The sequence below is a fragment of the Rhizobium lusitanum genome (assembly GCF_014189535.1).
GTDB lineage: Bacteria > Pseudomonadota > Alphaproteobacteria > Rhizobiales > Rhizobiaceae > Rhizobium > Rhizobium lusitanum_C.
Genome location: NZ_CP050308.1, coordinates 3,267,483 through 3,291,214, shown reverse-complemented (window position 1 = coordinate 3,291,214; position 23,732 = coordinate 3,267,483). Strand labels below are relative to the sequence as shown.

Below are 23,732 nucleotides of genomic sequence, written 5' to 3'. Positions count from 1 at the left end.
CTGCGGCGCGGCAAACTTTACCCACCCAATCCCTTGCGCAACATCAGGAAAAGGCGATGGCCCGATCGATGTCGCCGAGCGGACGGATGCCGGCGAGCAGCGCCCTCGCCTCTTCCTCGTCCCTCTTGATCTGCGCCACCAGCGGATCGAGGCCGTCGAACTTCAGTTCGGGGCGAAGATAACCGAAGAAGGAGACGGAACAGATCTGGCCGTAGAGATCGCCGCTGAAATCGAAGACGAAGGTTTCGAGCAGCGGCGCGCCATTGTCGGTGACCGTCGGACGACGGCCATAGCTGGCGACGGCATCGCGGATGACGCCATCGGCGGCACGGAAACGCACGGCGTAGATACCGGGTTTCAGCTCCACTTCGGGCGGCAGCCGCATGTTAGCAGTCGGGAAGCCGAGTGTGCGGCCAAGCTGTTCGCCGCCGATCACTTCGGCTTCGACCGTATAGCGATAACCGAGTAGGCCGGCGGCCTCGGCCACCTCCCCTTCGGTGAGCAATGTCCGGATGCGGCTCGACGAAACCACGTCGGCATTTTCATCGCGGAAGGCGTCGATCAGCGTCACGCCGAAACCATGCTTGCTGCCGGCATTCATCAGGAAGGCCGGGCCGCCCTGGCGATCATGGCCGAAATGGAAATCGAAGCCGGTGACGACTTCGGACGCATGCAGCCAGTCGATCAGGATCGAATGGACGAACTCGTCGGCGGAGCGCTGCGAAAAGGCCCGGTCGAAGGGATATTCGATGACAGCGTTGAAGCCCATCGCTTCGAGGAGACGGGCCTTTAGCGGCGCCGGCGTCACGCGGAACACCGGATGATCGGGCTTGAAGACGGTGCGTGGATGCGGCTCGAAGGTCAAGACCAGCGCCGGCACGCCGCGCTCCCGGGCAATCTCCAGCGCGCGATCGAGCACAGATTGATGGCCGCGATGCACGCCATCGAAATTGCCGATGGCGATGACGCCGCCCTTCAGATTGTCGGGCAGCGGCTCGCGGGTCTCGTTGCGATGGAAAACGGTCATCGGCTACCCCTCTCCTCAGACAAGGCGCGGCATCCACCACTTCGGCGACGCCTGCTCGCGCGCCAGGAAGGCGCCAAGCGCTGCCTCGTCGGTGTGACCGTCGACGACATATTCGCGGGCATGGATGCCATGGCTGATATAAAGAAGATCGAGACCGTAATCGAGCGCGCCACGCACATCGGTCGGCATGCCATCGCCGATGGCAATGACGCGCGACAGCGGGAATTCGCCGCGAACGTCGCGGGCGGCTGCGATCGAAGCATCGTAGATCGGCTGATGCGGCTTGCCGGCAATTCGGGTCTCGCCGCCGAGACGGTCGTAGTAAGCGGCCATGGCGCCGGCACAAGGGATCATACGGTGGCCGCGCTCGACCACGAGATCGGGATTGGCGCAGATCAGCGGCACCTTGCGGGCAGCCCAAGCCGTCAGCATTTCGGTATAATCGTCGGGTGTTTCGGTCTCGTCATCGAAGAAGCCGGTGCAGACGATGCTCTCAGCCTCCTCCGCCTCGACGCGCACCACGTCCAGTCCTTCGAGAATGCCGGTGTCGCGCTCGGGACCGAGCAGGAAGACTTTCTTCGGTCCCTCAGCGATCAGGCGGCGGGTCACGTCGCCGGAGGTGACGATGCGGTCATAGGCGCTGTCGGGAATGCCGATCTGGCGCAACTGCTCGACCACTTTCGGCGCAACGCGGGGGGAATTGGTAATGAGGACGACAGTCAGGCCTTCGCCGCGTGCCGCCTCGAGCGCAGCAGGTGCGTCCGGATAGGCGGAAACGCCATTGTGCAGCACACCCCAGACATCGCAGAGCGCGACATCATAATGTCCGCCGATCTCGCGAAAGCTTTCGATACGCTTGCCCATGCAGTCCTCGCACTCAAAGAAATCAAGGGCTGACATCGCAAACCGGCTGGCAAATTACAAGAGTGCAGCGCAGGTTTTTGCATTGCACACGCGCCGCATGCGCCTCAATGGGCAAGACGGAGCAGACAGCCGGCCAGGGCGGACACGCCGAGCACGGTTGCCACGCCCGCCCGATGCCGGAAGACCAGCACGACGGCGAGCGTGAAAAGCAGCAGCGCCGAGATGTCGAGCGTCGCCCATGTCGGCCAGGCGATGCCGGCGATCGGGACATTGACGTAGTCGCTACCCTGGACGTCGATGCGGCGACTCCAAAGCACCAGCCTGCCGACATCGGCAAAAAGCACATGCAGGCCGAACCAGAGCGACAGATTGGTCATGACCCCGACAATCGCCGCGGTGATCGCCGCAAGAGCGGCCGACAGACCAGCATGACCGCGCAGCCGCTCGATATAGGGCGCGCCGGCAAAGATGAAGAGGAAGCTCGGCACGAAGGTCGCCCAGGCTGCGAGGCCGGCGCCGAGAAAGCCCGCCGTCAGCGGATCGAAGCCGAACGGATTGCGGAAGCCGGCCATGAACCCGACGAAACAGAGAACCAGCACCAGCGGCCCCGGCGTCGTCTCCGCCAGCGCCAGCCCATCCAGCATCTCGCCCGGCCGTAGCCAGGCATAATGCTGCACCGCCGTCTGCGCCACATAGGCCAGCACCGCATAGGCGCCGCCGAAGGTGACGACCGCCATGCGGGAAAAGAAAGAGAAGATGGCACCGAAGACATTGGTTTCGCCGCTCAGGGTTTCGGCGATGATATCCTTCGGACCATCGAGGCCGTGGATCAGCAACAGCGGCGCCTGCCAGATCGCCAGCCAGCATAGAAGCGTGAGAAGGGTTTTTCGCACGCGGACACTTCGCAGAACGCTTTTGCCGGTGCCCGCAAGCGCGAGCCGAGGCAGTCGCGGACGCCATTGATCATCACGGTAGGCGCGGCGGAGTACCCGACCATAGCCCGCAAGTCCGGCCAGAAGCACCACCAGCGGAAACGGCAGATCGAAGACAAAGAGCAGCAGGAAGCTGGCGATCGCGACGCCGACATGAAACCGCGTCTTCAGCGCCCGGCTGCTCAGCCGGATCAGCGCCTGCAGCACGATTGCCAGCACGCCGGCCTTGATGCCGAAGAAGACGGTCGCCAGCAGTCCGGTGTCATGAAACAGCGCATAGAAGGCCGAAAGCCCCAGGATGACGACAAAGCCCGGCAGGATGAACAGCAGTCCCGCAATCAGGCCACCGCGCCAGCCATGCAGCAGCCAGCCGATATAGGTGGCGAGCTGCTGCGCCTCCGGTCCAGGCAGCAACATGCAGTAGCTCAGCGCATGCAGGAAGCGCTCCTCATCGACCCAGCGCTTCTCGTCGACCAGAACGCGATGCATCAATGCGATCTGCCCGGCAGGGCCGCCGAAGCTCAGGCAACCGATGCGCGCCCAGACGCGGACAGCCTCAGAAAAGACCGGTTTAGGCGCTATCTCGCCCGGCGTGGACACTCCGATCACGCCAGTCAACGCTCCCCGCCTACGCTTTTTGCTAAAAAATTCGTCACGAGCGTCCTTGACTCACCTGGAGCCCAACCCTAAATCTCCGTCGCTAGCACTCGCCAAGGCTGAGTGCTAACAAGCCCCATACGGATCCCCCGCTGATCCGTGAAGTCATTTGATCGAGGGATTAGACAATGGCAAGCACCAATTTCCGCCCCCTTCATGACCGCGTCGTCGTACGTCGCGTCGAGTCCGAAGCAAAGACCAAGGGTGGTATCATCATTCCCGATACCGCCAAGGAAAAGCCGCAGGAAGGCGAAATCGTCGCCGTAGGCTCCGGCGTTCGTGATGACTCCGGCAAGATCGTCCCCCTGGACGTCAAGGCCGGCGACCGCATCCTGTTCGGCAAGTGGTCGGGCACCGAAGTCAAGCTTGACGGCGAAGACCTTCTCATCATGAAGGAAGCCGACATCATGGGCATCATCGGCTAATCCAGCCGGTTTCCCCTTTTCCGATACAGCTGACGGGCCATAAACCCGGACAATGCGAATTCAGGAGTTTTTAGACATGGCAGCTAAAGAAGTAAAATTCGGCCGCAACGCCCGCGAAAAGTTGCTTCGTGGCGTCGATATCCTCGCCGACGCAGTCAAGGTAACGCTCGGCCCGAAGGGTCGTAACGTTGTTATCGACAAGTCCTTCGGCGCTCCGCGCATCACCAAGGACGGCGTCACGGTCGCCAAGGAAATCGAACTTGAAGACAAGTTCGAAAACATGGGCGCCCAGATGGTCCGCGAAGTTGCTTCGAAGACCAACGACATCGCCGGCGACGGCACGACGACTGCAACCGTTCTCGCCCAGGCCATCGTTCGCGAAGGCGCCAAGGCAGTTGCAGCCGGCATGAACCCGATGGACCTGAAGCGCGGCATCGATCTCGCTGTTGCTGAAGTCGTCAAGGATCTCCAGGCCAAGGCCAAGAAGATCAACACTTCGGAAGAAGTCGCACAGGTCGGCACGATCTCCGCAAACGGCGAAAAGCAGATCGGTCTCGATATTGCTGAAGCCATGCAGAAGGTCGGCAATGAAGGCGTCATCACGGTTGAAGAAGCCAAGACCGCCGAAACCGAACTCGAAGTCGTCGAAGGCATGCAGTTCGACCGCGGCTACCTCAGCCCCTACTTCGTGACCAACCCGGAAAAGATGATCGCCGATCTCGAAGACGCGTACATCCTTCTGCACGAGAAGAAGCTCTCGAACCTGCAGGCAATGCTTCCGGTTCTCGAAGCTGTCGTTCAGACCGGCAAGCCGCTCCTCATCATCGCTGAAGACGTCGAAGGCGAAGCTCTTGCTACGCTCGTCGTCAACAAGCTGCGCGGCGGCCTGAAGATTGCTGCCGTCAAGGCTCCGGGCTTCGGCGATCGCCGTAAGGCCATGCTGGAAGACATCGCTATCCTCACGGGCGGTACTGTCATCTCCGAAGACCTCGGCATCAAGCTCGAGTCGGTTACGCTCGACATGCTCGGCCGTACCAAGAAGGTTTCGATCTCCAAGGAAAACACCACGATCGTCGACGGCGCCGGACAGAAGTCCGACATCGAAGGCCGTGTTGCCCAGATCAAGGCCCAGATCGAAGAAACCACCTCTGACTACGACCGCGAGAAGCTGCAGGAACGTCTTGCCAAGCTCGCTGGCGGCGTTGCCGTTATCCGCGTTGGCGGTTCGACGGAAATCGAAGTCAAGGAAAAGAAGGACCGTATCGACGACGCTCTGAACGCGACGCGCGCTGCTGTCCAGGAAGGCATCGTACCAGGCGGTGGTATCGCTCTGCTGCGTTCCTCCACGAAGATCACCGTCAAGGGTGAGAATCAGGATCAGGAAGCCGGCATCAACATCGTTCGTCGTGCGCTGCAGGCGCTGGTTCGCCAGATCGCTGAAAACGCTGGTGACGAAGCTTCGATCGTTGTCGGCAAGGTTCTCGACAAGAACGAAGACAACTACGGCTACAACGCTCAGACGGGCGTCTACGGCGACATGATCGCCATGGGCATCGTCGACCCGGTCAAGGTTGTCCGCACGGCTCTGCAGAACGCAGCTTCGGTTGCTTCGCTGCTGATCACCACCGAAGCCATGATCGCCGAAGTGCCGAAGAAGGACGCTCCTGGCGGCATGCCTGGCGGCATGGGCGGCATGGGTGGAATGGACATGATGTGATAAGGCCTTAGCCTTATTGCGGCTGTCTATTCCGGCATCCGGAATTGACGAAGGGCGGCTCTCGGGCCGCCCTTTTTGTTTGCACCAAGACTGTTTCGATACTTGAAATATAAGATTTCGTACCCGTGGGAATTTACAGAGTTTGCCCCATTGCCGTTTTCGGAAAATCTCCTATAAATCGCAGCGCAGCGATTTGAGCGGAGGTTGCTGCTGAAGACTCTTTTTCTACTTGTTTTCAGCGCATGATGCGCAATCGGGGACAGTCATAACCTTTTTGATAGCAAATACGCCTGGATTTATTACTTAAGTTAACTTGGTGAACTAAGCTAGGAATCCGGAGGCACCTGTTGCGGATGGGTTTGGCGCGGCGGCCGCTTCGCCGACCCGTAGCTGTGGCAATATGCGGAGCGACGCTCCGTTCGTTACTGCATGGAATTTCGATTGAAGCGCGCGCAGGGGAACCCGCGTCTCAAGTTGGGGAACATCTTGTTCAAGATTGCCAGGGCCAGCCTTGCCGCACCTTTCGCTCCGGGATCCCTGGAGTTTGACGGTCACGATCCAGATCTTCTGGCGCAGTTCTGCGTTACCGAAGGCTGGACCGGCGATCTGGCGAGCGGCATCATCAAGCTCGGCCAGTGGAGCACCATGCTGCACGGGCTGACTGCGTCGGAATGCGGCCTGTTAAGCCTGATGCATTGCTATGACGCCAATGACCGCGCCCGTATCCTCGACCTGTTCGAGCAGGCGGCAACCTCCTCCTCCAGCTTTTGCTACTCCACCACAGCTCTCGGCGTCGGCGGGCATCGCCAGCCGATCTTCTGCGTTGGAGAATCGATCGGCACGGAAGGAAAGCACGCCGGCAGCATGGTGGGCGTTTTCCTGTTTCCGCGCTTCAAACCGGATCCGGGCAGCCAGTTGGCGGCTCGTCAGTAGAGGCCCGAATGCAAAAGGCCGATCCTTTCGGACCGGCCTTCGATCTCGCGCAGACACGCTCAATATCAATCCCGCTTCGGAATATTCAGCCCGCGCTGGCTCGCCGGGCGTGCAGTCGCGCGCTCGACCCAGGCCATGACCGACGGGAAGCTTGCGAGTTCGAGAACCTCGCGACCGCCGTAGAAGACGTCGACGCCGCGGACCCACGGGAAGGTGGTGATGTCGGCGATGGTGTATTCGTCGCCCATGATCCACTGGCGATCCTTCAGGCGGTCCTCCAGGACGCTGAGCAGGCGCTTGGCCTCATCGCGATAGCGCTCCACCGGATAGGAATTGTTGGCGACCTTGTCGGCGGCGAATTTGAAAAAATGGCCGAACTGGCCGAACATTGGACCGATGCCGCCCATCTGGAAGAACACCCATTGCAACACCTCATAGCGCCCAGCCGCATCCTTCGGCATCAGCTTGCCGGTCTTTTCAGCGAGATAAACGAGGATAGCGCCGGATTCGAACAGACCGATCGGCTTGCCGCCGGGACCATTGGGATCGATGATTGCCGGAATGCGGCCGTTCGGGTTCAGCGAGATGAACTCCGGCGATTTCTGGTCGTTGGTGCCGAAAGAAACCAGATGCGGCTCATAGGGAAGTTCGAGTTCCTCGAGCGCGATCGAAACCTTGGCGCCGTTCGGCGTCGGCAGCGAATAGAGCTGGATAATATCCGGATTGCTGGCGGCCCAGCGCTTCGTGATCGGAAATGAGGACAGATCGGCCATAAGGGGTTTCCTTCCGAAAATTATGATTTGGCAGTGAATTCGCGCCACCATAACCGATACCGCGCGGATGGAAAGAGTGATCCAAGCGCATCATTGTTCAACAATAGTGAACTAATTGTGCGCAGTTGTTTACCTTTCCAATCACGCCAAAATCGCGAATAAGGGTCAACAGAAATCGTCACTCTCGGTGCCGACCACCCTTAATGGAGACCGTCATGTCCAACACCAATAATATCATCATCCTCGTGGCGCGCATCCTGCTCGCCTTCATGTTCATCTTCGCTGGCTTCGGCAAGCTGACCGATCCGGCAGGCACCGCCGGCATGATCGCTGGCGCCGGTATGCCCGGCGCTACGCTTCTCACCTACCTCGCCGGCGCCTTCGAATTCATCACCGGCGTCTGCGTTCTCCTCGGCTTCCAGATCCGCATCGTCGGCTGGCTGCTTGCCGCATTCTGCATCTTCACCGGCATTGTCTTCCATCTGCCGACCGTCAACGTTCCGGACTTCCCGGCCGCCGCCAATGGCTGGATCAACGGCCTGAACTTCGTCAACTTCCTGAAGAACGTCACGCTGGCCGGCGCCTACATCATGCTCGCCACCAACGGCCCGGGCGTCTACTCGCTCGACGCACGCCGCGGTGTCTACGCTGCTGCCTGATCGTTCAGGTACTTCGCAGAGCTAAAAAATCCCGCCGTTTCCACGGCGGGCTTTTTCGTGTCGATATCAATGAAGCGAGATGCGGCCTTGAAGCATGAGACAATCGGGTCTATCTTACTCTTGTCTTACATCAGAGATTGAGGCCGATGGCGCATACCGAACAGATCATCACGACGGTCTCGACCAAGGGGCAGGTCATCCTGCCGAAAGCCATACGCCAGCGGCGGGAATGGGATACCGGTACGCGGCTGATCGTCGAGGAAACCGCAGACGGCGTGCTGTTGAAGCGGGCACCCGCCTTCGCCGCGACGCGGCCGGATGAGGTATTCGGACTGCTGCCCTTCAAAGGCGAGCCAAAATCCCTCGAAGATATGGAGGCCGGTGTGCTGGCCGAAGCCCGACGCCGCCATGATCGCGATTGATACCAATCTGATCGTCCGCTATCTGACCGGCGATCATCCCGAACAATCCCCCCGTGCTCGCAGAATCGTTGACGGCGAGGCCGTGTTCGTGGCCGCTACCGTCATTCTGGAAGTCGAATGGGTGCTGCGCAGCGCATATGGCTTTCGCCCGACCGATGTGGCCGGTGCGCTGAGAGCCTTCGGTGGCCTTCCCACTGTGACGGTAGAGGACGCCGCCCTTGTCGCGGCAGCACTCGAACTGGCCGAAAAAGGGTTGGATTTCGCCGACGCCCTGCATCTCGGCCGATCGGCGCATTGCGAGGGCTTCGTCACCTTCGACCGCAAGCTTATGAAGGCGGCGAAGGCGGCTGGCTATGAGAATGTCAGAGAGGCCTGAGGGTTGACACGCCGCATCTACGGACAGCCTCGCCACGCGTCAGCCGGGAGTGAGCAGGAAAGCAACGGCCTTTTCCGTCAAGCACCGTTGCTCTTTGGTCCGGCGTTTTGCACCGCAGCGATGATGCGCTGAACCATAGGATCGCCCTCATGGCTCTCCTTGCGCGCGCGAACCAGGCAGGCCTCCGAGCGCAGGATGGTGCCGTCGGAGAGGATCTTCAGATGGTTCGCCTTCAGCGTCGAGCCGGTGGACGTGATGTCGACGATGATATCGGCCGAGCCCGAGGCCGGCGCGCCTTCGGTCGCCCCAAGGCTCTCGACGATGCGATAGAGCTGGATGCCGTGCTGGCTGGAGAAGAACTGCTGTGTCAGCCGCCAGTATTTGGTGGCGACCGTCAGCCTGCGGCCGTGGCGGGTGCGGAAATCGGCGGCGACATCGCCGAGATCGGCCATGGTATCGACATCAAGCCAGATATCCGGCACGGCCACCACGACATCGGCATGGCCGAAGCCGAGGCGGGCGCAAAACTCGACGCGCCGGTCGGCATCCGCCAGGCCTTCACGCACCAGATCCTCGCCGGTAACGCCGAAATCGACGCTGCCATTGCCGATCTCGCGCGAGATTTCCGAGGCTGACAGGAAAGCTACCTCGACATCATCCCACCCCTCGACCCGGCCGCGATAGGAGCGGTCGTTGCCGACGGCGACGATGGGCATGCCGGCGCGTTCGAAGATGGCGGAGCAATCGTCCTTCATCCGGCCCTTGGAGGGAAGCGCAATGGTAATGGTCATCAGGCCGCCCTCGCGGTTTCGATCCGGTCGAGCCAAAGCGCGAAGCCGACGGCCGGGATGTGATCTTTTGCGCCGAGCAGCGTCAGCAGCCGGTCGAAACGACCGCCACCGACGAGCACCGCCGCGGATCCTTCTACCGTCACCTCGAAAACGAGGCCGGTATAATAATCGAGCGGACGGCCGAAGGCGGCGCGATAGTCGATAAGGGTTGCATCGACGCCGGCATTGGCAAGGGCAGCGACGCGGGCGTCGAAGCGCTCAAGGGCATTGCCAAGCTTGATCCCCGCCGCATCGGCAAATCCGGCCAGCGCCGAGGAGGCGTCGGCAAGCGGCACGCTCAACGACAGGAACTCTTCCAGGACGCGGAAAGCCTCGTCGTCGAGACGGGTTTCCGACAAGACCAGCTTTTCGCGCAGGCGGCGGGCGATCTCCAGCGGCGAGCGGCTGGCATTGGTGGAATAACCCGTCGCCTGCATGGTGCTGTCGATATGCATGACCAGCCCTTGCTCGTCGCCGCGCGTCAGGAAATCGAGCGCATGCGGATCAAGCCCGGTGACCGGCTGCGGGCTTGCGAGCCGCGCCAGTAGGGTTTCGAGCTGCATCATGTTGCCGAAGGCATGGATCAGCCGCTTCTGCCAGCCGGACGGCAAGCCCAGCGCCTGGACGACGGCTTCGAAGACGGCCTGATCGCCCAGCGTCACCGACAGTGCCTTGCCAGGCACCAGCCGGTTGAGAATGGCAATGGCGTCGCCAACGGCGCGGGCATCGGCGCTGGCGATATCGCGATCGCCGAGATCCTCGATCCCCGCCTGATAGAACTCATGGCCGCCTTCGCGGCGCTGGCGAAAGATCTCGCCGAGATAGGAATAGCGCTTCGGCGTGCCGGTGGCGGTCTCGATGTGCTGCAAGCAGACGGGAATGGTGAATTCCGGACGCAAGCAGAGGCTGGCGCCGGTTTCGCTCTCGGTCATGAAGATACGACGACGCAAGTCCTCGCCCGCCATGTCGAGAAACGGCTCGGCCGGCTGGATGATCGGCGTATCGACCCGATCCGTCCTGCGGGCGGCAAATTCAGCAATGAGATCATTGGCGAAATCGGGAAGATTGATCAGGGGCATTTATTCCGCCCTCTTGCGATCTTCTGCCTGCGCCGCCAAAATCGCCTGCACCTTGGTGACCAGATCGGCCTCGGGCACCATCTCCTGCGCAACGCGGGCTTCGCGCCAGCTGGCATTGTCCTCGATTTCACCGGAGAGGCGCTTGCCTTCGATCAGGTCCTTGAGTTGCACGACGCCCTCTGCGCGCTCGTCGCCACCCTGGATGATGGCGATGGGGCAGCCGCGGCGGTCGGCATATTTCAGCTGGTTGCCGAACTTCTTCCAATTGCCCTGGAACATCTCGGCACGAATGCCGGCGGCGCGCAGCTGCTGCGTGAAGCGCTGGTAACGGCCCATGGCCTCGACATCGCCGTCCATGACGGTGACGAGCACGGGCGCGATCACCTCGTCCTGACCAAGCTTGCCAAGATTTTTCAGCGCCGTCATCAGGCGCGATACGCCGATGGAGAAGCCCGTCGCTGGAACCGGCTGACCCATGAAGCGCGAGACGAGCCCATCATAGCGTCCGCCACCGCCGACGGAGCCGAAGACGACCTTCTCACCCTTTTCGTTGGTGACATCGAACATCAGTTCGGCCTCGTAGACGGGGCCGGTGTAATATTCGAGGCCGCGCACGACGGAGGGATCGATCTTAATGCGGTCGGACTGATAGCCGGCGCTGGTGACGAGGCTGCCGATGAAGTTCAACTCCTCCACGCCTTCGCCGCCTTTGGACGTGCCGGCGACCAACTCGGCGAGCTGGACAGCGCTTTCAGCATAATCCTTGATACCGACGAAGAAGAGCACCTTGCCGATCTGCTCGGTATTGAGCCCGGCGCCCTTGGTGAAATCACCGGATTCGTCCTTGCGGCCGGGACCGAGCAGCAGCGCGACCCCTTCCGGGCCGAACTTGTCGAGCTTGTCGATAGCGCGCAGCACATTCAGACGCTGGCCGGCCTTGTCGTCGCCTCCGAGGCCGATGGCTTCCAGCACGCCATCCAGAACCTTGCGATTATTGACGCGGATCACATAGTCGCCGCGCTTGATGCCGAGCGCTTCCAGCGTGTCGGACATCATCATGCACATTTCGGCGTCAGCCTGCACGCCCGGCGCACCGACGGTGTCGGCATCGAACTGCATGAACTGGCGGAAGCGGCCCGGACCGGGCTTTTCGTTGCGGAAGACATAGCCGGCACGATAGGTGCGGTAGGGCAACTGGATCTCGTTGAAATTCTCAGCCACATGGCGGGCAAGCGGCGCCGTCAAGTCGTAGCGCAGCGACATCCACTGCTCGTCGTCATCCTGCAGCGAGAACACACCCTCGTTCGGGCGGTCGCTATCAGGCAGGAATTTGCCGAGCGCATCGGTATATTCGAACAGCGGCGTTTCGACCGGATCGAAGCCATAATGCTCATAGACAGCCCGGATCTTTGCGGTCATCTCGTTGACGGCGCGAATATCGCTCGCCGAACGATCGACAAAGCCACGCGGCAGGCGGGCCTTGAGCTTTTGTGGTTTCTTCTGTTTGTCGCTCATTTGCTGGATAATCCGGTACGGGAACAGTGGCGGTTAACTAGCGGATACAGCGGGATGCGGCAAGGATTGTTGTATGATGTCGTTCGACAAAACCGACAGTGACCGAAGATCAAGGATAGAAAAGTGACGGCCTACGCAATCAGCCTGAAATGCACGAACGATACCGCCAACCCGGTTCTCGATCTCTGGCGCGAGGCAAGCCGCTTCGAAACCGTCCCATCGATGCAGGCTTTGAACTACCCGCCGCATCTGACGCTTGCCATCTACGGAGGCATCGCACCGGAACTGCCTCTTAAGGCCGTGCGCAAGATCTTTCGCGACATGCCGACACTTTCAGTTGAATTTGCAGGCATCCACCATTTTCCAAATCAGACGCTGGTGCTTTGGGCACGCCCGGTCGATGACAGCGCCTTGCGCCGCATGCACCAGGCCATTCATCAGGAGATTGATCCTATGTTGTGTCATGAGCATTATCGCCCCGGCCATTGGCAACCGCATTGCACGATCGCCATGAGCATTCCGAAGGAGGCGGCGACGGCGGCGCTGAGATGGGCGGCTGAAACATCGGCAAGATTTGCCGTGACGTTCGATGTTGCCGATTGCATCGGATTTCCCCCTGTCGAAATCCTGGAAGAGGTCAAATTGCTGCCTTGATACCGCGCCAGGATCGGTGCAGTGCAATTTGCACTTGCCTTTCACGGGCATGCACTTAGGGTTTACCCATGCGCGTCTTCGCCACTCTGACAATGCTGATTGCCTGGCTGATCTACGGTGCCATGCCCGCACTGGCGGCCTGCCCGATTTGCGATGCCGAGATGCCGGTTGCTGTAAGCATGGCCGAGGATAACGCAATGGCCGGCATGGATCATGGTTCGATGGCCATGCACGCCGACTCCGTGATCCCCGACGAGAAACCGGACAATCCCTGCGCCGGCGGCATGGCGCATGTACCGTCCTGCGCGGCCTGTCTTGCTGTTGCGCCTGCGCTGACGCTGGATGACGGCCGTGTGCTGGCATTCTCCTATCCGGCACCCACGCATGGTCAACGGCTCGCCGATTCCCGCCCCGCGCCGACGGCACCCCCTCCCCGCTTCACCTGATACGCATCTGACTTCATCCCACTTGCGAAGCGATCCTTCGCCAGAAACTCAGATACCGTTTTGAAACGGAAGGAACTCACATGTCTATTTCCAAATCCATCATCCTCGCCGGCGCTCTCGCTCTCGCGCTCGCCTTCTCCATCCCCGCCCTTGCCGAAGACATGCATAACATGGACATGAGCAAGCCGATGGGCGACCAGGGCGCGTCCAGCAAGGCATTCAACGATGCCATGGGCAAGATGCACAGCAACATGATGATCACCTATAGCGGCGATGCCGACACGGATTTCGTCCGTGGCATGATCCCGCATCATCAGGGCGCCATCGACATGGCCAAGATCGAGCTCAAATACGGCAAGGATCCTGAACTGCGCAAACTGGCGGAAAACGTCATCAAGGCGCAGGAAGCCGAAATCAAGGGCATGAATGCCTGGCTGAAGACGCACGGCAAATAAACCGGATTGAAACAGAACGAGGGGCGGCATTTCCGTCGCCTCTCATCGCCGCTAGGCCTTTGGGCGATGCAATACCTGGTCCAGCCATGTGGCAACCGCCCGAATGCGGGCGGCGTTTCGAAGCTCGGCATGGGTCAGCAGCCATACTTCCCGCACCGGCAAGCTCTTGTCGTCGGTTTCAACGCGATAAAGCCCCCGACGCGCTCGACCAGAATTGTGGGTAGTAGTGCCCGCCCCAATCCGGCGACGGCAGCCTGAAGCAGGGCTTCCGCATCATTCACGGCGAGAGCGCTGCCGCCTGATTTTTCCGCCTGCGCGGCAATCCAGCGGGCGTGCGGCAAATGCATCATCCCCTCCTCATAGACCAGCCAGGGAAGCCTTTCCCCATCGCCCTGTTTCCCGGCTGCGACGTAGATTGCGTAGTCAAGGCTCGCGATCCTCCGCGCCACGACTTTGCTGTTGGCGATATCGGCAGGCCGGGCAAGCCGGATCGCCATATCGGCCTCGCGGCGGGTCAGATTGAAATTACGGGCATCGCCGATGAGTTCGAGCTGCAGCCCGGAATGCTGCGACAGAAGCTCGGCCGCAGCCGGGATCAACAAGCGGCTGATGAAGGAAGGCGGCGCCGTCAGGCGCACCTTGCCGAGTGCCGTGATATCCGCGGCCTCCAGTGCCCCTGAAAGCGCCATCACCTCCGCCTCGACCGCCTCGGCCCGCGCGATGGCGATTTCGCCCACAGGCGTCGGCGTCATTACGCCGCCCGCGTCGCGCTGAAAGAGCGCTACACCGAGCCTTTCCTCCAATATGCGCAAGCGGCGGCCGACCGTCGTCGCGTCCGTCTTGATCTCGCGGCTCGCCGCCGCAAAGGAGCCACCCCGCGCCACGGCGAGGACATAGCGCAGATCGTTCCAATCGATATCGTGCATTTTTGCAGCCTTTATCCGCAATCTTACCGCATGCAATCGCATTATTGCAGCCATAGGCTCCGAAGGTCCAGCAAGGAGGCTACAATGACATTATTCGCTGTTTTGTTTGAAGACGATCGGCACCACGCCGCCGAGATACGGCAGAAATACCTGGAACGTCATTTCGACTTCCTGCGGGCGAATGCGGCCCGCATCAAGACGGCCGGCCCACTCAGTATAGAGGGCGAAGCGTTTGCGGGTGGCCTGTGGCTTGTCGAGGCACAGGAAGCTGCCGAGGTCGACCGGCTGGTGAAAGCGGATCCGTTCTGGTCCGCCGGGCTCCGGAAATCGGTGCAAATCCTGGTCTGGAACCGGGTCTTTGCCGATGGTGCCCGCTTGCCACGATAATAGAAGCCGCCGCCTTCCGTTACTCCATGACCTGCGGCAGCCGGGCGGCGAGCAGATCGATGACCGCGCGGGTCTTGAGCGGCAGGTGCGGCGTCTGCGGCCAGACCGCATGGGCATGGAAGGTCAGGCCGGACAGATCCGTCAGCACAGTCGAAAGATTGCCGGCCAGCACCTGACTTCGTATCAGCCAGCAGGGTAGCAACGCGGCTCCCATTCCAACGGCGGCGGCATCGGCCATCACCTCGAGATCGTCGAACCGCAGCCGCGTCTTCGGCATATATTCGATGTCGACACCATTGGCCTGTGGGAAGGTCCAGCTCTTCACCTCGCCTGCGCGCGCGTAAGCGATGAGATCATGATCTTCGAGGTCGGCGATCGCCTGCGGTGTCCCCCGCTTTGCGAGATAGGCGGGCGATGCGCAGACCACCATGCGATGCCGTGCCACACTGCGCGCCGTCAGCCCGGTGCTATCCCGCAGCGGGCCGTTGCGGATGGCGAGATCGAAGCCCTCGTCGAGCAAGTCCACAATCCGGTCGCTGAACGAAAGATCGAGTTCGAGGTTCGGATGGGCACGCGCAAGCTCCATCAGCAACGGCGCGATACAACGGCGGCCGAAGAGCACGGGCATCGAGATGCGCAAGCGTCCCGCCACCTCGCGCTTGCCCGATTCCAGCATCGCCTCGCCCGACTGTATCTCGTCCAGCGCCCGGCGGCAGCGCTCGTAAAAGGCTTGGCCCTCATCCGTCAGGCTTTGCGTGCGGGTGGTGCGGTGAAATAGCCGAACGCTCAGGCGTCTCTCGAGCTTGGCGATGGTCTTGCCGATCGCCGAGCGCGACAGGTTCATGCGGGCCGCTGCCGCTGAGAAGCCGCCGGCCTCCACCGCCTCCACGAATTCCGGAATGCCGTTGAGCATGTCATTCATCGCTATTGTTTCCAAAGAGGAACCAGTCAGTGGAAATCATATCGCCACTGGCGACCAGTGCGCAACGATATAGTGGCCTCCGTGCTTTCAATTTCTCGCAGGAGATCACTATGACGAAGACCATGCGGCGCTGGACACTGGGCACCGTCGGCATCAATGCCCCTCTCAGCCTCACCGAGACCGAGGTCCCCTCGCCCGCCCGAGGCGAAGTCCTGGTGCGGGCTAAAGCCGTTTCGCTGAACTATCGCGACAAGTTGATGCGGGAAAGCGGCATGGGCCTGCCCATCCAGTTTCCTTTCGTGCCCGCTTCCGACATGGCAGGTGTGGTGGAAGCGGTTGGCGAAGGCGTGACGCGATTTGCGCCCGGCGACCGGGTCATCTCCACCTTTTCTCCCGACTGGATCGACGACAAGCCGCTCGGCACTGCGCGCAATCCACCCTATCGAACGCTCGGCGGCTTTTATCCCGGCGTGCTCTCAGAATATGTCGCCTTTCCAGAAGACTGGTTCGTCGCCGCGCCGACAAGCATCGACGATGGCGAGGCAAGCACCTTGCCCTGCGCCGGCCTGACGGCCTGGTTCGCGCTGGTCGAACGCGGCAAGATCAAGCCCGGCGACACCGTGCTGGTGCAGGGAACCGGCGGGGTATCGATGTTCGGGTTGCAGATCGCGGCGGCGCAAGGTGCCGACGTCTTCGTGACGTCATCCGGCCCCGAAAAGCTGGCGCGGGCAAAGGCGCTCGGCGCCCGATATGGCATTGATCGCAACACCGGCGACTGGGTGGAGGAAGTCTATCGCCTCACCAACGATCGCGGCATCGACCATATCTTTGAAATCGCCGGTGGGCCGCATCTCGGCCAATCGCTGAAAGCGGTGGCCGTGCATGGCCGGATCTCGGTCATCGGCGTGCTCGAAGGATTTGACCTGTCGGGACCGGCCGGACCGCTGCTGCTGAAGTCTCCGGTCATTCAGGGCATCTCTGTTGGCCATCGCCGTGCGCTGGAGGACTTCGTTCGCGCCGTCGACCGGATCGGCCTGAAGCCGGTCATCGACCATCGCTACGCCTTTTCCGAGGTTCCCGCCGCCTTCGATCACCTCGATCGCGGTGCCTTCGGCAAGATCGTCATCGAGCTGTGACCAACAACGCCGCCGCCTCACCCATCGCGAGGCGGCGGCGCTTTCATTTCTGGCTCAGGCCTTCGGTTCGAAAGGCTGCGGCACGCGAGCAGCGCCCTGGCGGGCGAGCATCCAGCCGGGATATTCCGGAGCAAGCGCGCTGACCTCGTCAAGCTTGGCGATATCCTCGGCATCGAGCTTCAGCTTGACGGCGGCGAGGTTCTGGTCGAGCTGATCGAGACGCTTGGCACCGATGATGATGCTGGTGACGAAGGGCTTGGCCAGGATCCAGGCCAGCGCCACCGTGGCGACGCTGGCGCCGCGCTTTTCAGCCACTTCGCGCATGGCGGCGACGCAGGCCCAGGCGCGGTCCTTGTCGACCGGCGGGAAGTCGAAGCTGGCGCGGCGGCCTTCGCCATTGCCCGGCGCACCGGGGCCGAACTTACCGGACAGAAGACCGCCAGCCAGCGGCGACCAGACCATCAGACCGAGCTTTTCCTCCGCCATCAGCGGAACGATCTCGCGCTCGAGATCGCGACCGGCGATGGAATAATAGGCCTGCACCGTCTCAAAGCGAGCAAAGCCGCGGCGTTCGGAAATGCCGAGCGCCTTGGCGATACGCCAGGCCTGCCAGTTGGACACGCCGACATAGCGCACCAGCCCACGCGAGACGAGATCGTCCAGCGCCCGCAGGGTTTCATCGATGGGGGTGACCGTATCCGTGGCGTGGATCTGGTAGAGGTCGATATGGTCGGTCTGCAGCCGCTCGAGGCTTGCCTGGACCGAATCCATGATATGGCCGCGCGAGGCGCCGCGATCGTTGGGCTTGTCGCCCATGACGCCATAGACCTTGGTGGCGATGACGACCTCCTTGCGCGGCACGCCGACATTCTTCAGCGCCTGACCAAGCAGCTTTTCCGAATTTCCGAAGGAATAGACGTCGGCGGTGTCGATAAAGTTGACGCCGGCGGCGAGCGAGTTTTCAACGATCTTGTCGGCCAGTGCCTGGTCGACATCGGCGATGGCGCCCCAGTTGCTATTGGGATTGGCTTCGCCGAAGGTCATGGTGCCCAAGCAAAGTTCGGAGACGAATAGGCCGGTATTACCGAGCTGGTTATAACGCATCTGAGAAAATTCCCTTGTGGTCCGCCGGAAGATGGCTTCCGGCCGGTGAATCCTGATCTCTTGGTTATTGGCCTCGGCATGACAGCCGCTCATCCGCGCTGTCTTGGGGAGGTCCGGAGATGATCGTCGAGGGGCGGTCCTGCCGCTACCTTGATGATATCGACATAATGCACCGAAATCCGATTTCAACGCGAGACCCGGCGCCGATCACAATGCGGTGACCGGCGCTTTGTTCTTGCCTCCACATCAGTGTGGGATAGAATCCCACCTTCATCCAATCCGCAAGGACGGACAGGCCCATGCCGCAACGCCCGTTGACCACGATCGGCTTCGATGCCGACGACACGCTCTGGCAGAACGAACAATTCTACCGGCTCACCGAACGGCAGTTCGCCGAACTGCTTGCCGACCATGCCGAGAGCGAGAATATTTCCGAGACACTGCTGGAAGCCGAGAAGCGCAATCTGAACCACTATGGCTTCGGCATCAAAGGCTTCACGCTTTCGATGATCGAGACGGCGATCGAGATCACCAAGGGCGAGGTGCCGGCAAGTGTGATCGCGAAAATCCTCGACATCGGCCGCGATCTGCTCACGCATCCCGTCGAAACGCTTCCCGATGTTCGAGAGACGCTTGAAACGCTCTCTGGCAACTATCTGCTGGTGCTGATCACCAAGGGCGATCTGTTCGACCAGGAGCGCAAGCTCGCGCAATCCGGCCTCGGCGACCTCTTCGATGCCGTCGAAATCGTCTCCGACAAGAACGCCTCCACGTATCGCCGCATCTTCTCCAAGGTCGGGGATGGGCCGGAAAGAGCGATGATGGTCGGCAATTCGCTCAAATCCGACATCGTGCCCGCGCTTGCCGCCGGCAGCTACGGTGTCTTCATTCCGCACGAACTCACCTGGATCTTCGAACATGTCGAGGAACCGACGCAGGCGCCACGCTTCCGCAAGATCGGATACCTCGGGGAACTACACGGTATCATCGAGGGGCTATCCTGAAGCCCTCACTGTCCCTGCTTCGACCTCGGCGGGAATAATGACGGGCCCTGATCGGCAGGCTTGTCCTGCTGCTGCCTGGCTGGCGGATTGGGATCGATGAGAATCTCATAGGGTGCGCCGAGGCCACGGCGGCGGGTGACGCGGGAATAATAGGGCTTGATCAGCCATGTCGTGTCTTCGTTGATGGTGACATCGGCGGTCATGCCGTCCTCGTCCGTGCCGAAGAAGGATTCGTCGTCGTTCGAGGAGAGATCGAAGATCGCCATGAAGGCGTATTTGCTCTTCGAACTGAAGGTCACCCGGACGTGCTGGCCCTTCTTCAGCGGCAGCGTATAGACCTTGCCCTTGCCGAATTTCGTCCAGCCGGTGAGCTTCTCCAGCACGGCGGGGAAACCAAGCTTTTCCACGGTCTCGCCACGGTCGAGCTGCGGAAGCTGGAGCGGCGGCTCGCCACTCTTCGGGCTGTCGTTGCTCTGGGCCGCCTGCGCATGGGCGGCCTGACCGACCGGCAGAGCGAAAGCGAGCAGGAAAAAAGCTAGAACCAGACGTCTCATGGTCGCACCAATGCGTTGCGCATCGCCTCCACCTCTTTCCGGCAATAGCAGCCCTCGATGTGATCGTTGACGAGGCCCATGGCCTGCATGAAGGCATAGACCGTGGTCGGGCCGACGAAGGTCCAGCCGCGCTTTTTCAGGTCCTTCGAAATACGCACGGAGACCGGCGTCGTCGGATTGGCGGCGATGGTCGCATAGTCAACCAAGGCGGGGCGCTCCGCGACCGTCGGCTCAAAACCCCAAAAATAGCGGGCGAGCGAGCCGAATTCGGCACGCAGTTCGATGGCGCGGCGGGCATTGTTGATAGTGGAGACGATCTTGCCGCGATGGCGAATGATGCCGGCATCAGCCACGCAGCGCTCGATATCGGCATCGCCAAACGTCACCACCTTGTCGAAATCGAAGCCGGCGAAGGCCGCGCGGAAATTCTCGCGCTTGCGCAGGATCGTCAGCCAGGACAGGCCCGACTGGAATCCCTCCAGGCAGATCTTCTCGAACAGCCTGATATCGTCGATGACGGGCCTGCCCCATTCCTGGTCATGATAGCGCAGATATTCCGGCAGATTGCCATGCCAGTGGCAGCGATCCTTGCCGTCCTCACCAGTGATGATGCCCGTTCCGGCCATATTCGTGTTTCGTCCCCTATTTCAGAGCGTGATCGCGAAAACAGCCAAACAGCTATCGGATAAGATCAGGCCAATCAAATGCTTAAGATCGAAAGGACGATTCGAAGGCAAATCATCTCGATTCACGGTTTACCATTTGCAAACCGTCTTTCCAAACCAAGTCGTAACCCTGACAAAAGGTTTATCGGTTTCGCGGCATTTTGATGAACAGGCATTTACCATTCGCTGGCGCGCAAATGTCACCATATTCGGGACCGGGCGCAATTACGCCCATCCTCGGCCCATTTGTAGAGAGTTTGTCCGATGATGAAACAATGTATTTTACTCGCCGCTGGCGCCCTGACCCTGTTTGCATCCGGCGCTTTCGCCAATGATCGCTACCAGTCGCGCCCGCCCGTCATCGTCAGCCCCGACCTCACCGCCCCGTGGGTGATGCAGCTCGGCGGTGGCAGTGTTCAGCCGGCTGTCTATCCCGTTCGCCCGGCGGCGCGGCAGGCGGCCAACCCGCAGGGCCAGCGCGTGATCCAGCAGCGCGGCCTGTTCGCACGCCCCGCCGTCCAGCAGGTGGCCGTCGTCCGGCCGCAATATCCGGCGATCCGTGGCCAGCTCGATCCGCAGTTCCTGCCGCAGGTGGTCGATTACCAGACCAAGGAAAAGCCGGGCAGCATCGTCATCGATACCAATAATCGCTTCCTCTATCTGGTGATGGATGGCGGCCAGGCGCGGCGCTACGGCGTTGGCGTCGGCAAGCCGGGCTTCGAATGGGCCGGCGCCCATACCGTTACCCGTAAGCAGGAATGGCCGGACTGGACACCGCCATCGGAAATGGTGGCCCGTGAAGCGGCCAAGGGCCACTATCTGCCGGCGCGCATGGATGGCGGCGAAGCCAACCCACTCGGCGCCCGCGCCATGTATCTCGGCTCTACCCTTTACCGTATCCACGGCACCAATGCTCCCTGGAGCATTGGCAGCGCCGTATCCTCCGGCTGCATCCGCCTGCGCAATGAAGATGTCATTGACCTTTACAACCGAGTGAAAGTCGGGACGCGGGTCATCGTCATGTGATCGGCAACAAGATTGCTGCAAATGCGGAGTTGATCTCGCCCTTGGCGGGCGAGATAGGTCTCGGCATCCACAGCAAAGATATCTTCCATTATTGGGCACTATATTATCCCGACAATAAGCTAACACTCGTCGGAATAGACAGCCGTTCTCGCGGCGCGGTCTTTATCATACGCAATTTGATCTTGATCCTCTCCCGCGTTTCGTTACTTTCTTAGCGGGGTAAATTGAGAGGGGAATCACGGATGAAATCAATACTACCGGTCGTGGCGGCGGCGGGCATCGCCTTGTCGTGTCTCACGGCGGCGTCGGATGCTGCGGCCTTCACAGCCTCTGCGCCTCATGCCGCACAGGCGCTGCCCAGCAATGTGATCCGCGTATCGACTGCACCGCAAGGGCAGATCAAGCCGCAGTTTCAGCGGCGAATGGTGCGGCTGGTAACCAACGAGGCACCGGGGACGGTCATCGTCGATACCAACAACAAATTTCTCTATCTCGTCGAGGGCAGCAATCGGGCGCGGCGCTACGGCATCGGCGTCGGTCGTGATGGCTTCGGATGGTCGGGGGTCGTCAAGGTCGGCCGCAAGGCGGAATGGCCGGGCTGGACGCCACCACCCGAAATGCGCATCCGCGAGGCCAAGAAAGGGCATAAGCTGCCCGCCTATCAGGAGGGTGGCGAAGACAACCCGCTCGGCGCCCGCGCCATGTATCTCTATCGCAACGGCAACGATACGGCGTTTCGAATCCACGGCACCAATCAGCCCTGGAGCATCGGCCTGAACATGTCGTCCGGCTGCATCCGCATGATGAACAAGGACGTCACAGATCTTTACGAACGCGTCCCCATCGGCACCAGGGTCATCGTCGTCGGCCCCGGCAACAAGCAGGGCGAAATCAGCTACGAGGATCGCGGCGTCGACATCTTGCGGACGATGTTCGGTGGGTAATTAAGCGACGGAGTGGTCGCATACCAGTGCGGCCACCCCACTGTTGCGCAGGTGTAACATCCCCAAACTTATCGGCTGAGAGACCCGCAAGACGGCCCGTTCCATTCAGTCCGATGTCAGTTTTCGCGCCTAAGCCGACGCAAGCCACAGCGCGCCACAATAGAACTGTCACAGAAGCACGCTTAGATGGCGGCATCCGCATTCGGGGGCCTCATATGCGTCGTGCATTTCGCATCAAACAGCCGGCTGTTGCCGCGCTTGCGCTTTCAGCTTTTGTCTTCGCCGCCAATTCTGCTTCGGCGGAAATGCAATTTTCAGCCTATGGCGGCATCCAGGGGGCGACCGGCAGCAACGTCAAGACATCGGATGGTGCCAATTTTGATCCCGACTGGTCGGGAAAATCCTTCAAGATGCCGCCCTATTTCGGCTTTCGCGGCATCTTCTGGCTCGACGACTTCAACAAGTCGAACTGGGGTGTCTCGCTCGACTACACCCATGCCAAGGTCTATGGCGATCTCGGCAATACGCCCGGCTGGTCGCATTTCGAGTTCACCGACGGCCTGAACATGCTGACGCTGAATGCGCTCTATCGCTTTCAGGATCCGAGCCGCAAGTGGACGCCCTATGTCGGCCTCGGCGCCGGCATCAACGTGCCGCATGTCGAAGTCACCCGCGCCTCCGGACGGACCTTCGATTACCAGTTCGGCGGCGCCTCGTTGCAGGCGCAGGCCGGCGTCAGCTATCAGATCAGCCAGCATTGGGCGACCTTCGTCGAATACAAGGGCAATTACAATTTCGTCGACAATGTCTCGATCGACAGCGGCGACACGTTGAAGACCAAGGTCTTCACCAACGCCATCAATTTCGGTGTGTCATTCAACTTCTAAAAAATTTGACCACGCGCCCTGCCTGACCCCCAAAGCGATTCCCGCCTGGGGGTTCCTATGCTAAGCAATAGCGCATGAGCTTTTCCTATTACCAGTGCGACTGGATTCATCCGGAAAACGATGAACCCGTCATGATCTATTACGAGGTGGACGACGCAGGTGTCGTTCCCCGGCTGATCGACGTGTTCGCCGACGGGCGCCGGCAGTGCATGTCTGTCACCGACTTTTCCGGGCAGAAATACAAGACGGCCAGCATCACCAGCCTGGTGGAAGGCTCGTTCTATGACGGTGTCGCCGGCTTGCTCGATGGCACCTTCTTCGAGGAGGGGCAGGACGGAATAAGCCTGACGCCCATCGGCGCCGACGTTTTCGAGATGGAGTGGCAGTCGCACCGGCCGTCTTCGTCGCACTAG

At 60.9% G+C, this 23,732-nt stretch carries 28 protein-coding genes; 16 read left to right on the top strand and 12 right to left on the bottom strand.

Going from position 1 to position 23,732, the window contains the following annotated elements; translation table 11 throughout:
* Positions 1 to 43: 43 nt before the first annotated feature.
* The 3 genes from HB780_RS29600 to chrA form a co-directional block, all read right to left on the bottom strand.
* The gene (locus tag HB780_RS29600) at positions 44 to 1,027 is read right to left on the bottom strand and encodes a bifunctional riboflavin kinase/FAD synthetase (RefSeq protein ID WP_183691594.1); all 984 of its coding nucleotides are present in this window, start codon (positions 1,025 to 1,027) and stop codon (positions 44 to 46) included.
* Between the two features lie 15 nt (positions 1,028 to 1,042).
* Positions 1,043 to 1,891 (bottom strand): TIGR01459 family HAD-type hydrolase, encoded by an 849-nt coding sequence (locus HB780_RS29595; RefSeq protein ID WP_183691592.1) that lies wholly within the window; start codon positions 1,889 to 1,891, stop codon positions 1,043 to 1,045.
* A gap of 104 nt (positions 1,892 to 1,995) precedes the next feature.
* On the bottom strand, positions 1,996 to 3,441 hold the full coding sequence (gene chrA, locus HB780_RS29590; RefSeq protein WP_183691590.1) for a chromate efflux transporter: 1,446 nt from the start codon (positions 3,439 to 3,441) through the stop codon (positions 1,996 to 1,998).
* 167 nt (positions 3,442 to 3,608) lie between these two features.
* On the opposite strand from chrA, the gene groES reads away from it, so the two are divergent.
* The 3 genes from groES (at position 3,609) to HB780_RS29575 (ending at position 6,555) form a co-directional block, all read left to right on the top strand.
* Positions 3,609 to 3,905, top strand: coding sequence for a co-chaperone GroES (gene groES / locus HB780_RS29585; RefSeq protein WP_034508496.1), 297 nt, complete (start codon positions 3,609 to 3,611; stop codon positions 3,903 to 3,905).
* Between the two features lie 76 nt (positions 3,906 to 3,981).
* A complete protein-coding gene (groL, locus tag HB780_RS29580; RefSeq protein WP_183691588.1) occupies positions 3,982 to 5,622 on the top strand; it encodes a chaperonin GroEL in 1,641 nt (546 codons plus the stop codon).
* Between the two features lie 429 nt (positions 5,623 to 6,051).
* Positions 6,052 to 6,555 (top strand): hypothetical protein, encoded by a 504-nt coding sequence (locus HB780_RS29575; RefSeq protein ID WP_183691586.1) that lies wholly within the window; start codon positions 6,052 to 6,054, stop codon positions 6,553 to 6,555.
* Between the two features lie 65 nt (positions 6,556 to 6,620).
* Here HB780_RS29575 and HB780_RS29570 read toward each other — a convergent pair whose 3' ends face one another.
* The gene (locus HB780_RS29570) at positions 6,621 to 7,328 is read right to left on the bottom strand and encodes a glutathione binding-like protein (RefSeq protein WP_183691584.1); all 708 of its coding nucleotides are present in this window, start codon (positions 7,326 to 7,328) and stop codon (positions 6,621 to 6,623) included.
* A gap of 215 nt (positions 7,329 to 7,543) precedes the next feature.
* Here HB780_RS29570 and HB780_RS29565 point away from each other — a divergent pair, with 215 nt between their 5' ends.
* The 3 genes from HB780_RS29565 to HB780_RS29555 all read left to right on the top strand — a co-directional run bounded on the left by HB780_RS29565 (position 7,544) and on the right by HB780_RS29555 (position 8,785).
* Entirely contained in the window at positions 7,544 to 7,987 is a 444-nt protein-coding gene (locus HB780_RS29565; protein WP_183691582.1) for a DoxX family protein, read from the top strand.
* 146 nt (positions 7,988 to 8,133) lie between these two features.
* Entirely contained in the window at positions 8,134 to 8,409 is a 276-nt protein-coding gene (locus HB780_RS29560; RefSeq protein ID WP_183691580.1) for an AbrB/MazE/SpoVT family DNA-binding domain-containing protein, read from the top strand.
* Positions 8,396 to 8,785, top strand: a complete 390-nt coding sequence (locus tag HB780_RS29555) for a type II toxin-antitoxin system VapC family toxin (protein WP_183691578.1) — start codon at positions 8,396 to 8,398, stop codon at positions 8,783 to 8,785. Before HB780_RS29560 ends, HB780_RS29555 begins: the two co-directional genes overlap by 14 nt.
* Positions 8,786 to 8,862: 77 nt before the next feature.
* On the opposite strand, the gene hisG is transcribed toward HB780_RS29555, so the two are convergent.
* The 3 genes from hisG to hisS are packed head-to-tail and all read right to left on the bottom strand — an operon-like array spanning position 8,863 to position 12,209.
* Positions 8,863 to 9,576 (bottom strand): ATP phosphoribosyltransferase, encoded by a 714-nt coding sequence (hisG, locus tag HB780_RS29550; RefSeq protein ID WP_183691576.1) that lies wholly within the window; start codon positions 9,574 to 9,576, stop codon positions 8,863 to 8,865.
* On the bottom strand, positions 9,576 to 10,694 hold the full coding sequence (locus tag HB780_RS29545) for an ATP phosphoribosyltransferase regulatory subunit (RefSeq protein ID WP_183691574.1): 1,119 nt from the start codon (positions 10,692 to 10,694) through the stop codon (positions 9,576 to 9,578). The genes hisG and HB780_RS29545 overlap by 1 nt, the downstream gene beginning before the upstream one ends.
* Positions 10,695 to 12,209: a histidine--tRNA ligase gene (hisS, locus tag HB780_RS29540; protein WP_183691572.1), complete on the bottom strand. Its 1,515-nt coding sequence runs from the start codon at positions 12,207 to 12,209 to the stop codon at positions 10,695 to 10,697.
* A gap of 123 nt (positions 12,210 to 12,332) precedes the next feature.
* Between hisS and HB780_RS29535 the strand changes: the two genes are divergently transcribed.
* From HB780_RS29535 to copM, 3 genes are all read left to right on the top strand, one after another.
* The gene (locus tag HB780_RS29535) at positions 12,333 to 12,863 is read left to right on the top strand and encodes a 2'-5' RNA ligase family protein (RefSeq protein ID WP_183691570.1); all 531 of its coding nucleotides are present in this window, start codon (positions 12,333 to 12,335) and stop codon (positions 12,861 to 12,863) included.
* A gap of 68 nt (positions 12,864 to 12,931) precedes the next feature.
* On the top strand, positions 12,932 to 13,309 hold the full coding sequence (locus HB780_RS29530; protein ID WP_183691568.1) for a hypothetical protein: 378 nt from the start codon (positions 12,932 to 12,934) through the stop codon (positions 13,307 to 13,309).
* Between the two features lie 80 nt (positions 13,310 to 13,389).
* Positions 13,390 to 13,764, top strand: coding sequence for a CopM family metallochaperone (gene copM / locus HB780_RS29525; protein WP_183691566.1), 375 nt, complete (start codon positions 13,390 to 13,392; stop codon positions 13,762 to 13,764).
* 134 nt (positions 13,765 to 13,898) lie between these two features.
* On the opposite strand, the gene HB780_RS29520 is transcribed toward copM, so the two are convergent.
* Complete coding sequence (locus tag HB780_RS29520) at positions 13,899 to 14,690, bottom strand: LysR family transcriptional regulator (protein ID WP_286203087.1); 792 nt, start codon at positions 14,688 to 14,690, stop codon at positions 13,899 to 13,901.
* A gap of 84 nt (positions 14,691 to 14,774) precedes the next feature.
* Here HB780_RS29520 and HB780_RS29515 point away from each other — a divergent pair, with 84 nt between their 5' ends.
* Positions 14,775 to 15,077 carry a YciI family protein gene (locus tag HB780_RS29515; protein WP_183691564.1) on the top strand — a complete coding sequence of 101 codons (303 nt, stop codon included), beginning with the start codon at positions 14,775 to 14,777 and terminating at the stop codon, positions 15,075 to 15,077.
* Positions 15,078 to 15,096: 19 nt separating this feature from the next.
* Here the strand turns inward: HB780_RS29515 and HB780_RS29510 are convergent, their stop codons facing one another.
* A complete protein-coding gene (locus HB780_RS29510; RefSeq protein ID WP_183691562.1) occupies positions 15,097 to 15,999 on the bottom strand; it encodes a LysR family transcriptional regulator in 903 nt (300 codons plus the stop codon).
* A gap of 110 nt (positions 16,000 to 16,109) precedes the next feature.
* On the opposite strand from HB780_RS29510, the gene HB780_RS29505 reads away from it, so the two are divergent.
* On the top strand, positions 16,110 to 17,135 hold the full coding sequence (locus tag HB780_RS29505) for a zinc-dependent alcohol dehydrogenase family protein (protein ID WP_183691560.1): 1,026 nt from the start codon (positions 16,110 to 16,112) through the stop codon (positions 17,133 to 17,135).
* A gap of 54 nt (positions 17,136 to 17,189) precedes the next feature.
* Here HB780_RS29505 and HB780_RS29500 read toward each other — a convergent pair whose 3' ends face one another.
* On the bottom strand, positions 17,190 to 18,239 hold the full coding sequence (locus HB780_RS29500; protein WP_183691558.1) for an aldo/keto reductase: 1,050 nt from the start codon (positions 18,237 to 18,239) through the stop codon (positions 17,190 to 17,192).
* A 299-nt stretch (positions 18,240 to 18,538) separates the two neighbouring features.
* Here HB780_RS29500 and HB780_RS29495 point away from each other — a divergent pair, with 299 nt between their 5' ends.
* The gene (locus tag HB780_RS29495; protein ID WP_183691556.1) at positions 18,539 to 19,243 is read left to right on the top strand and encodes an HAD family hydrolase; all 705 of its coding nucleotides are present in this window, start codon (positions 18,539 to 18,541) and stop codon (positions 19,241 to 19,243) included.
* Positions 19,244 to 19,248: 5 nt separating this feature from the next.
* On the opposite strand, the gene HB780_RS29490 is transcribed toward HB780_RS29495, so the two are convergent.
* Positions 19,249 to 19,797, bottom strand: coding sequence for a hypothetical protein (locus HB780_RS29490; RefSeq protein ID WP_183691554.1), 549 nt, complete (start codon positions 19,795 to 19,797; stop codon positions 19,249 to 19,251).
* Positions 19,794 to 20,423 carry a DNA-3-methyladenine glycosylase I gene (locus HB780_RS29485; protein WP_183691552.1) on the bottom strand — a complete coding sequence of 210 codons (630 nt, stop codon included), beginning with the start codon at positions 20,421 to 20,423 and terminating at the stop codon, positions 19,794 to 19,796. Before HB780_RS29485 ends, HB780_RS29490 begins: the two co-directional genes overlap by 4 nt.
* Positions 20,424 to 20,726: 303 nt before the next feature.
* On the opposite strand from HB780_RS29485, the gene HB780_RS29480 reads away from it, so the two are divergent.
* The 4 genes from HB780_RS29480 to HB780_RS29465 all read left to right on the top strand — a co-directional run bounded on the left by HB780_RS29480 (position 20,727) and on the right by HB780_RS29465 (position 23,732).
* Complete coding sequence (locus HB780_RS29480) at positions 20,727 to 21,488, top strand: L,D-transpeptidase (RefSeq protein ID WP_183691550.1); 762 nt, start codon at positions 20,727 to 20,729, stop codon at positions 21,486 to 21,488.
* 242 nt (positions 21,489 to 21,730) lie between these two features.
* Complete coding sequence (locus HB780_RS29475) at positions 21,731 to 22,432, top strand: L,D-transpeptidase (protein WP_183691548.1); 702 nt, start codon at positions 21,731 to 21,733, stop codon at positions 22,430 to 22,432.
* Positions 22,433 to 22,647: 215 nt separating this feature from the next.
* The gene (locus HB780_RS29470) at positions 22,648 to 23,319 is read left to right on the top strand and encodes an outer membrane protein (RefSeq protein ID WP_183691546.1); all 672 of its coding nucleotides are present in this window, start codon (positions 22,648 to 22,650) and stop codon (positions 23,317 to 23,319) included.
* Positions 23,320 to 23,393: 74 nt separating this feature from the next.
* Positions 23,394 to 23,732 carry a DUF6881 domain-containing protein gene (locus HB780_RS29465; RefSeq protein WP_047463702.1) on the top strand — a complete coding sequence of 113 codons (339 nt, stop codon included), beginning with the start codon at positions 23,394 to 23,396 and terminating at the stop codon, positions 23,730 to 23,732.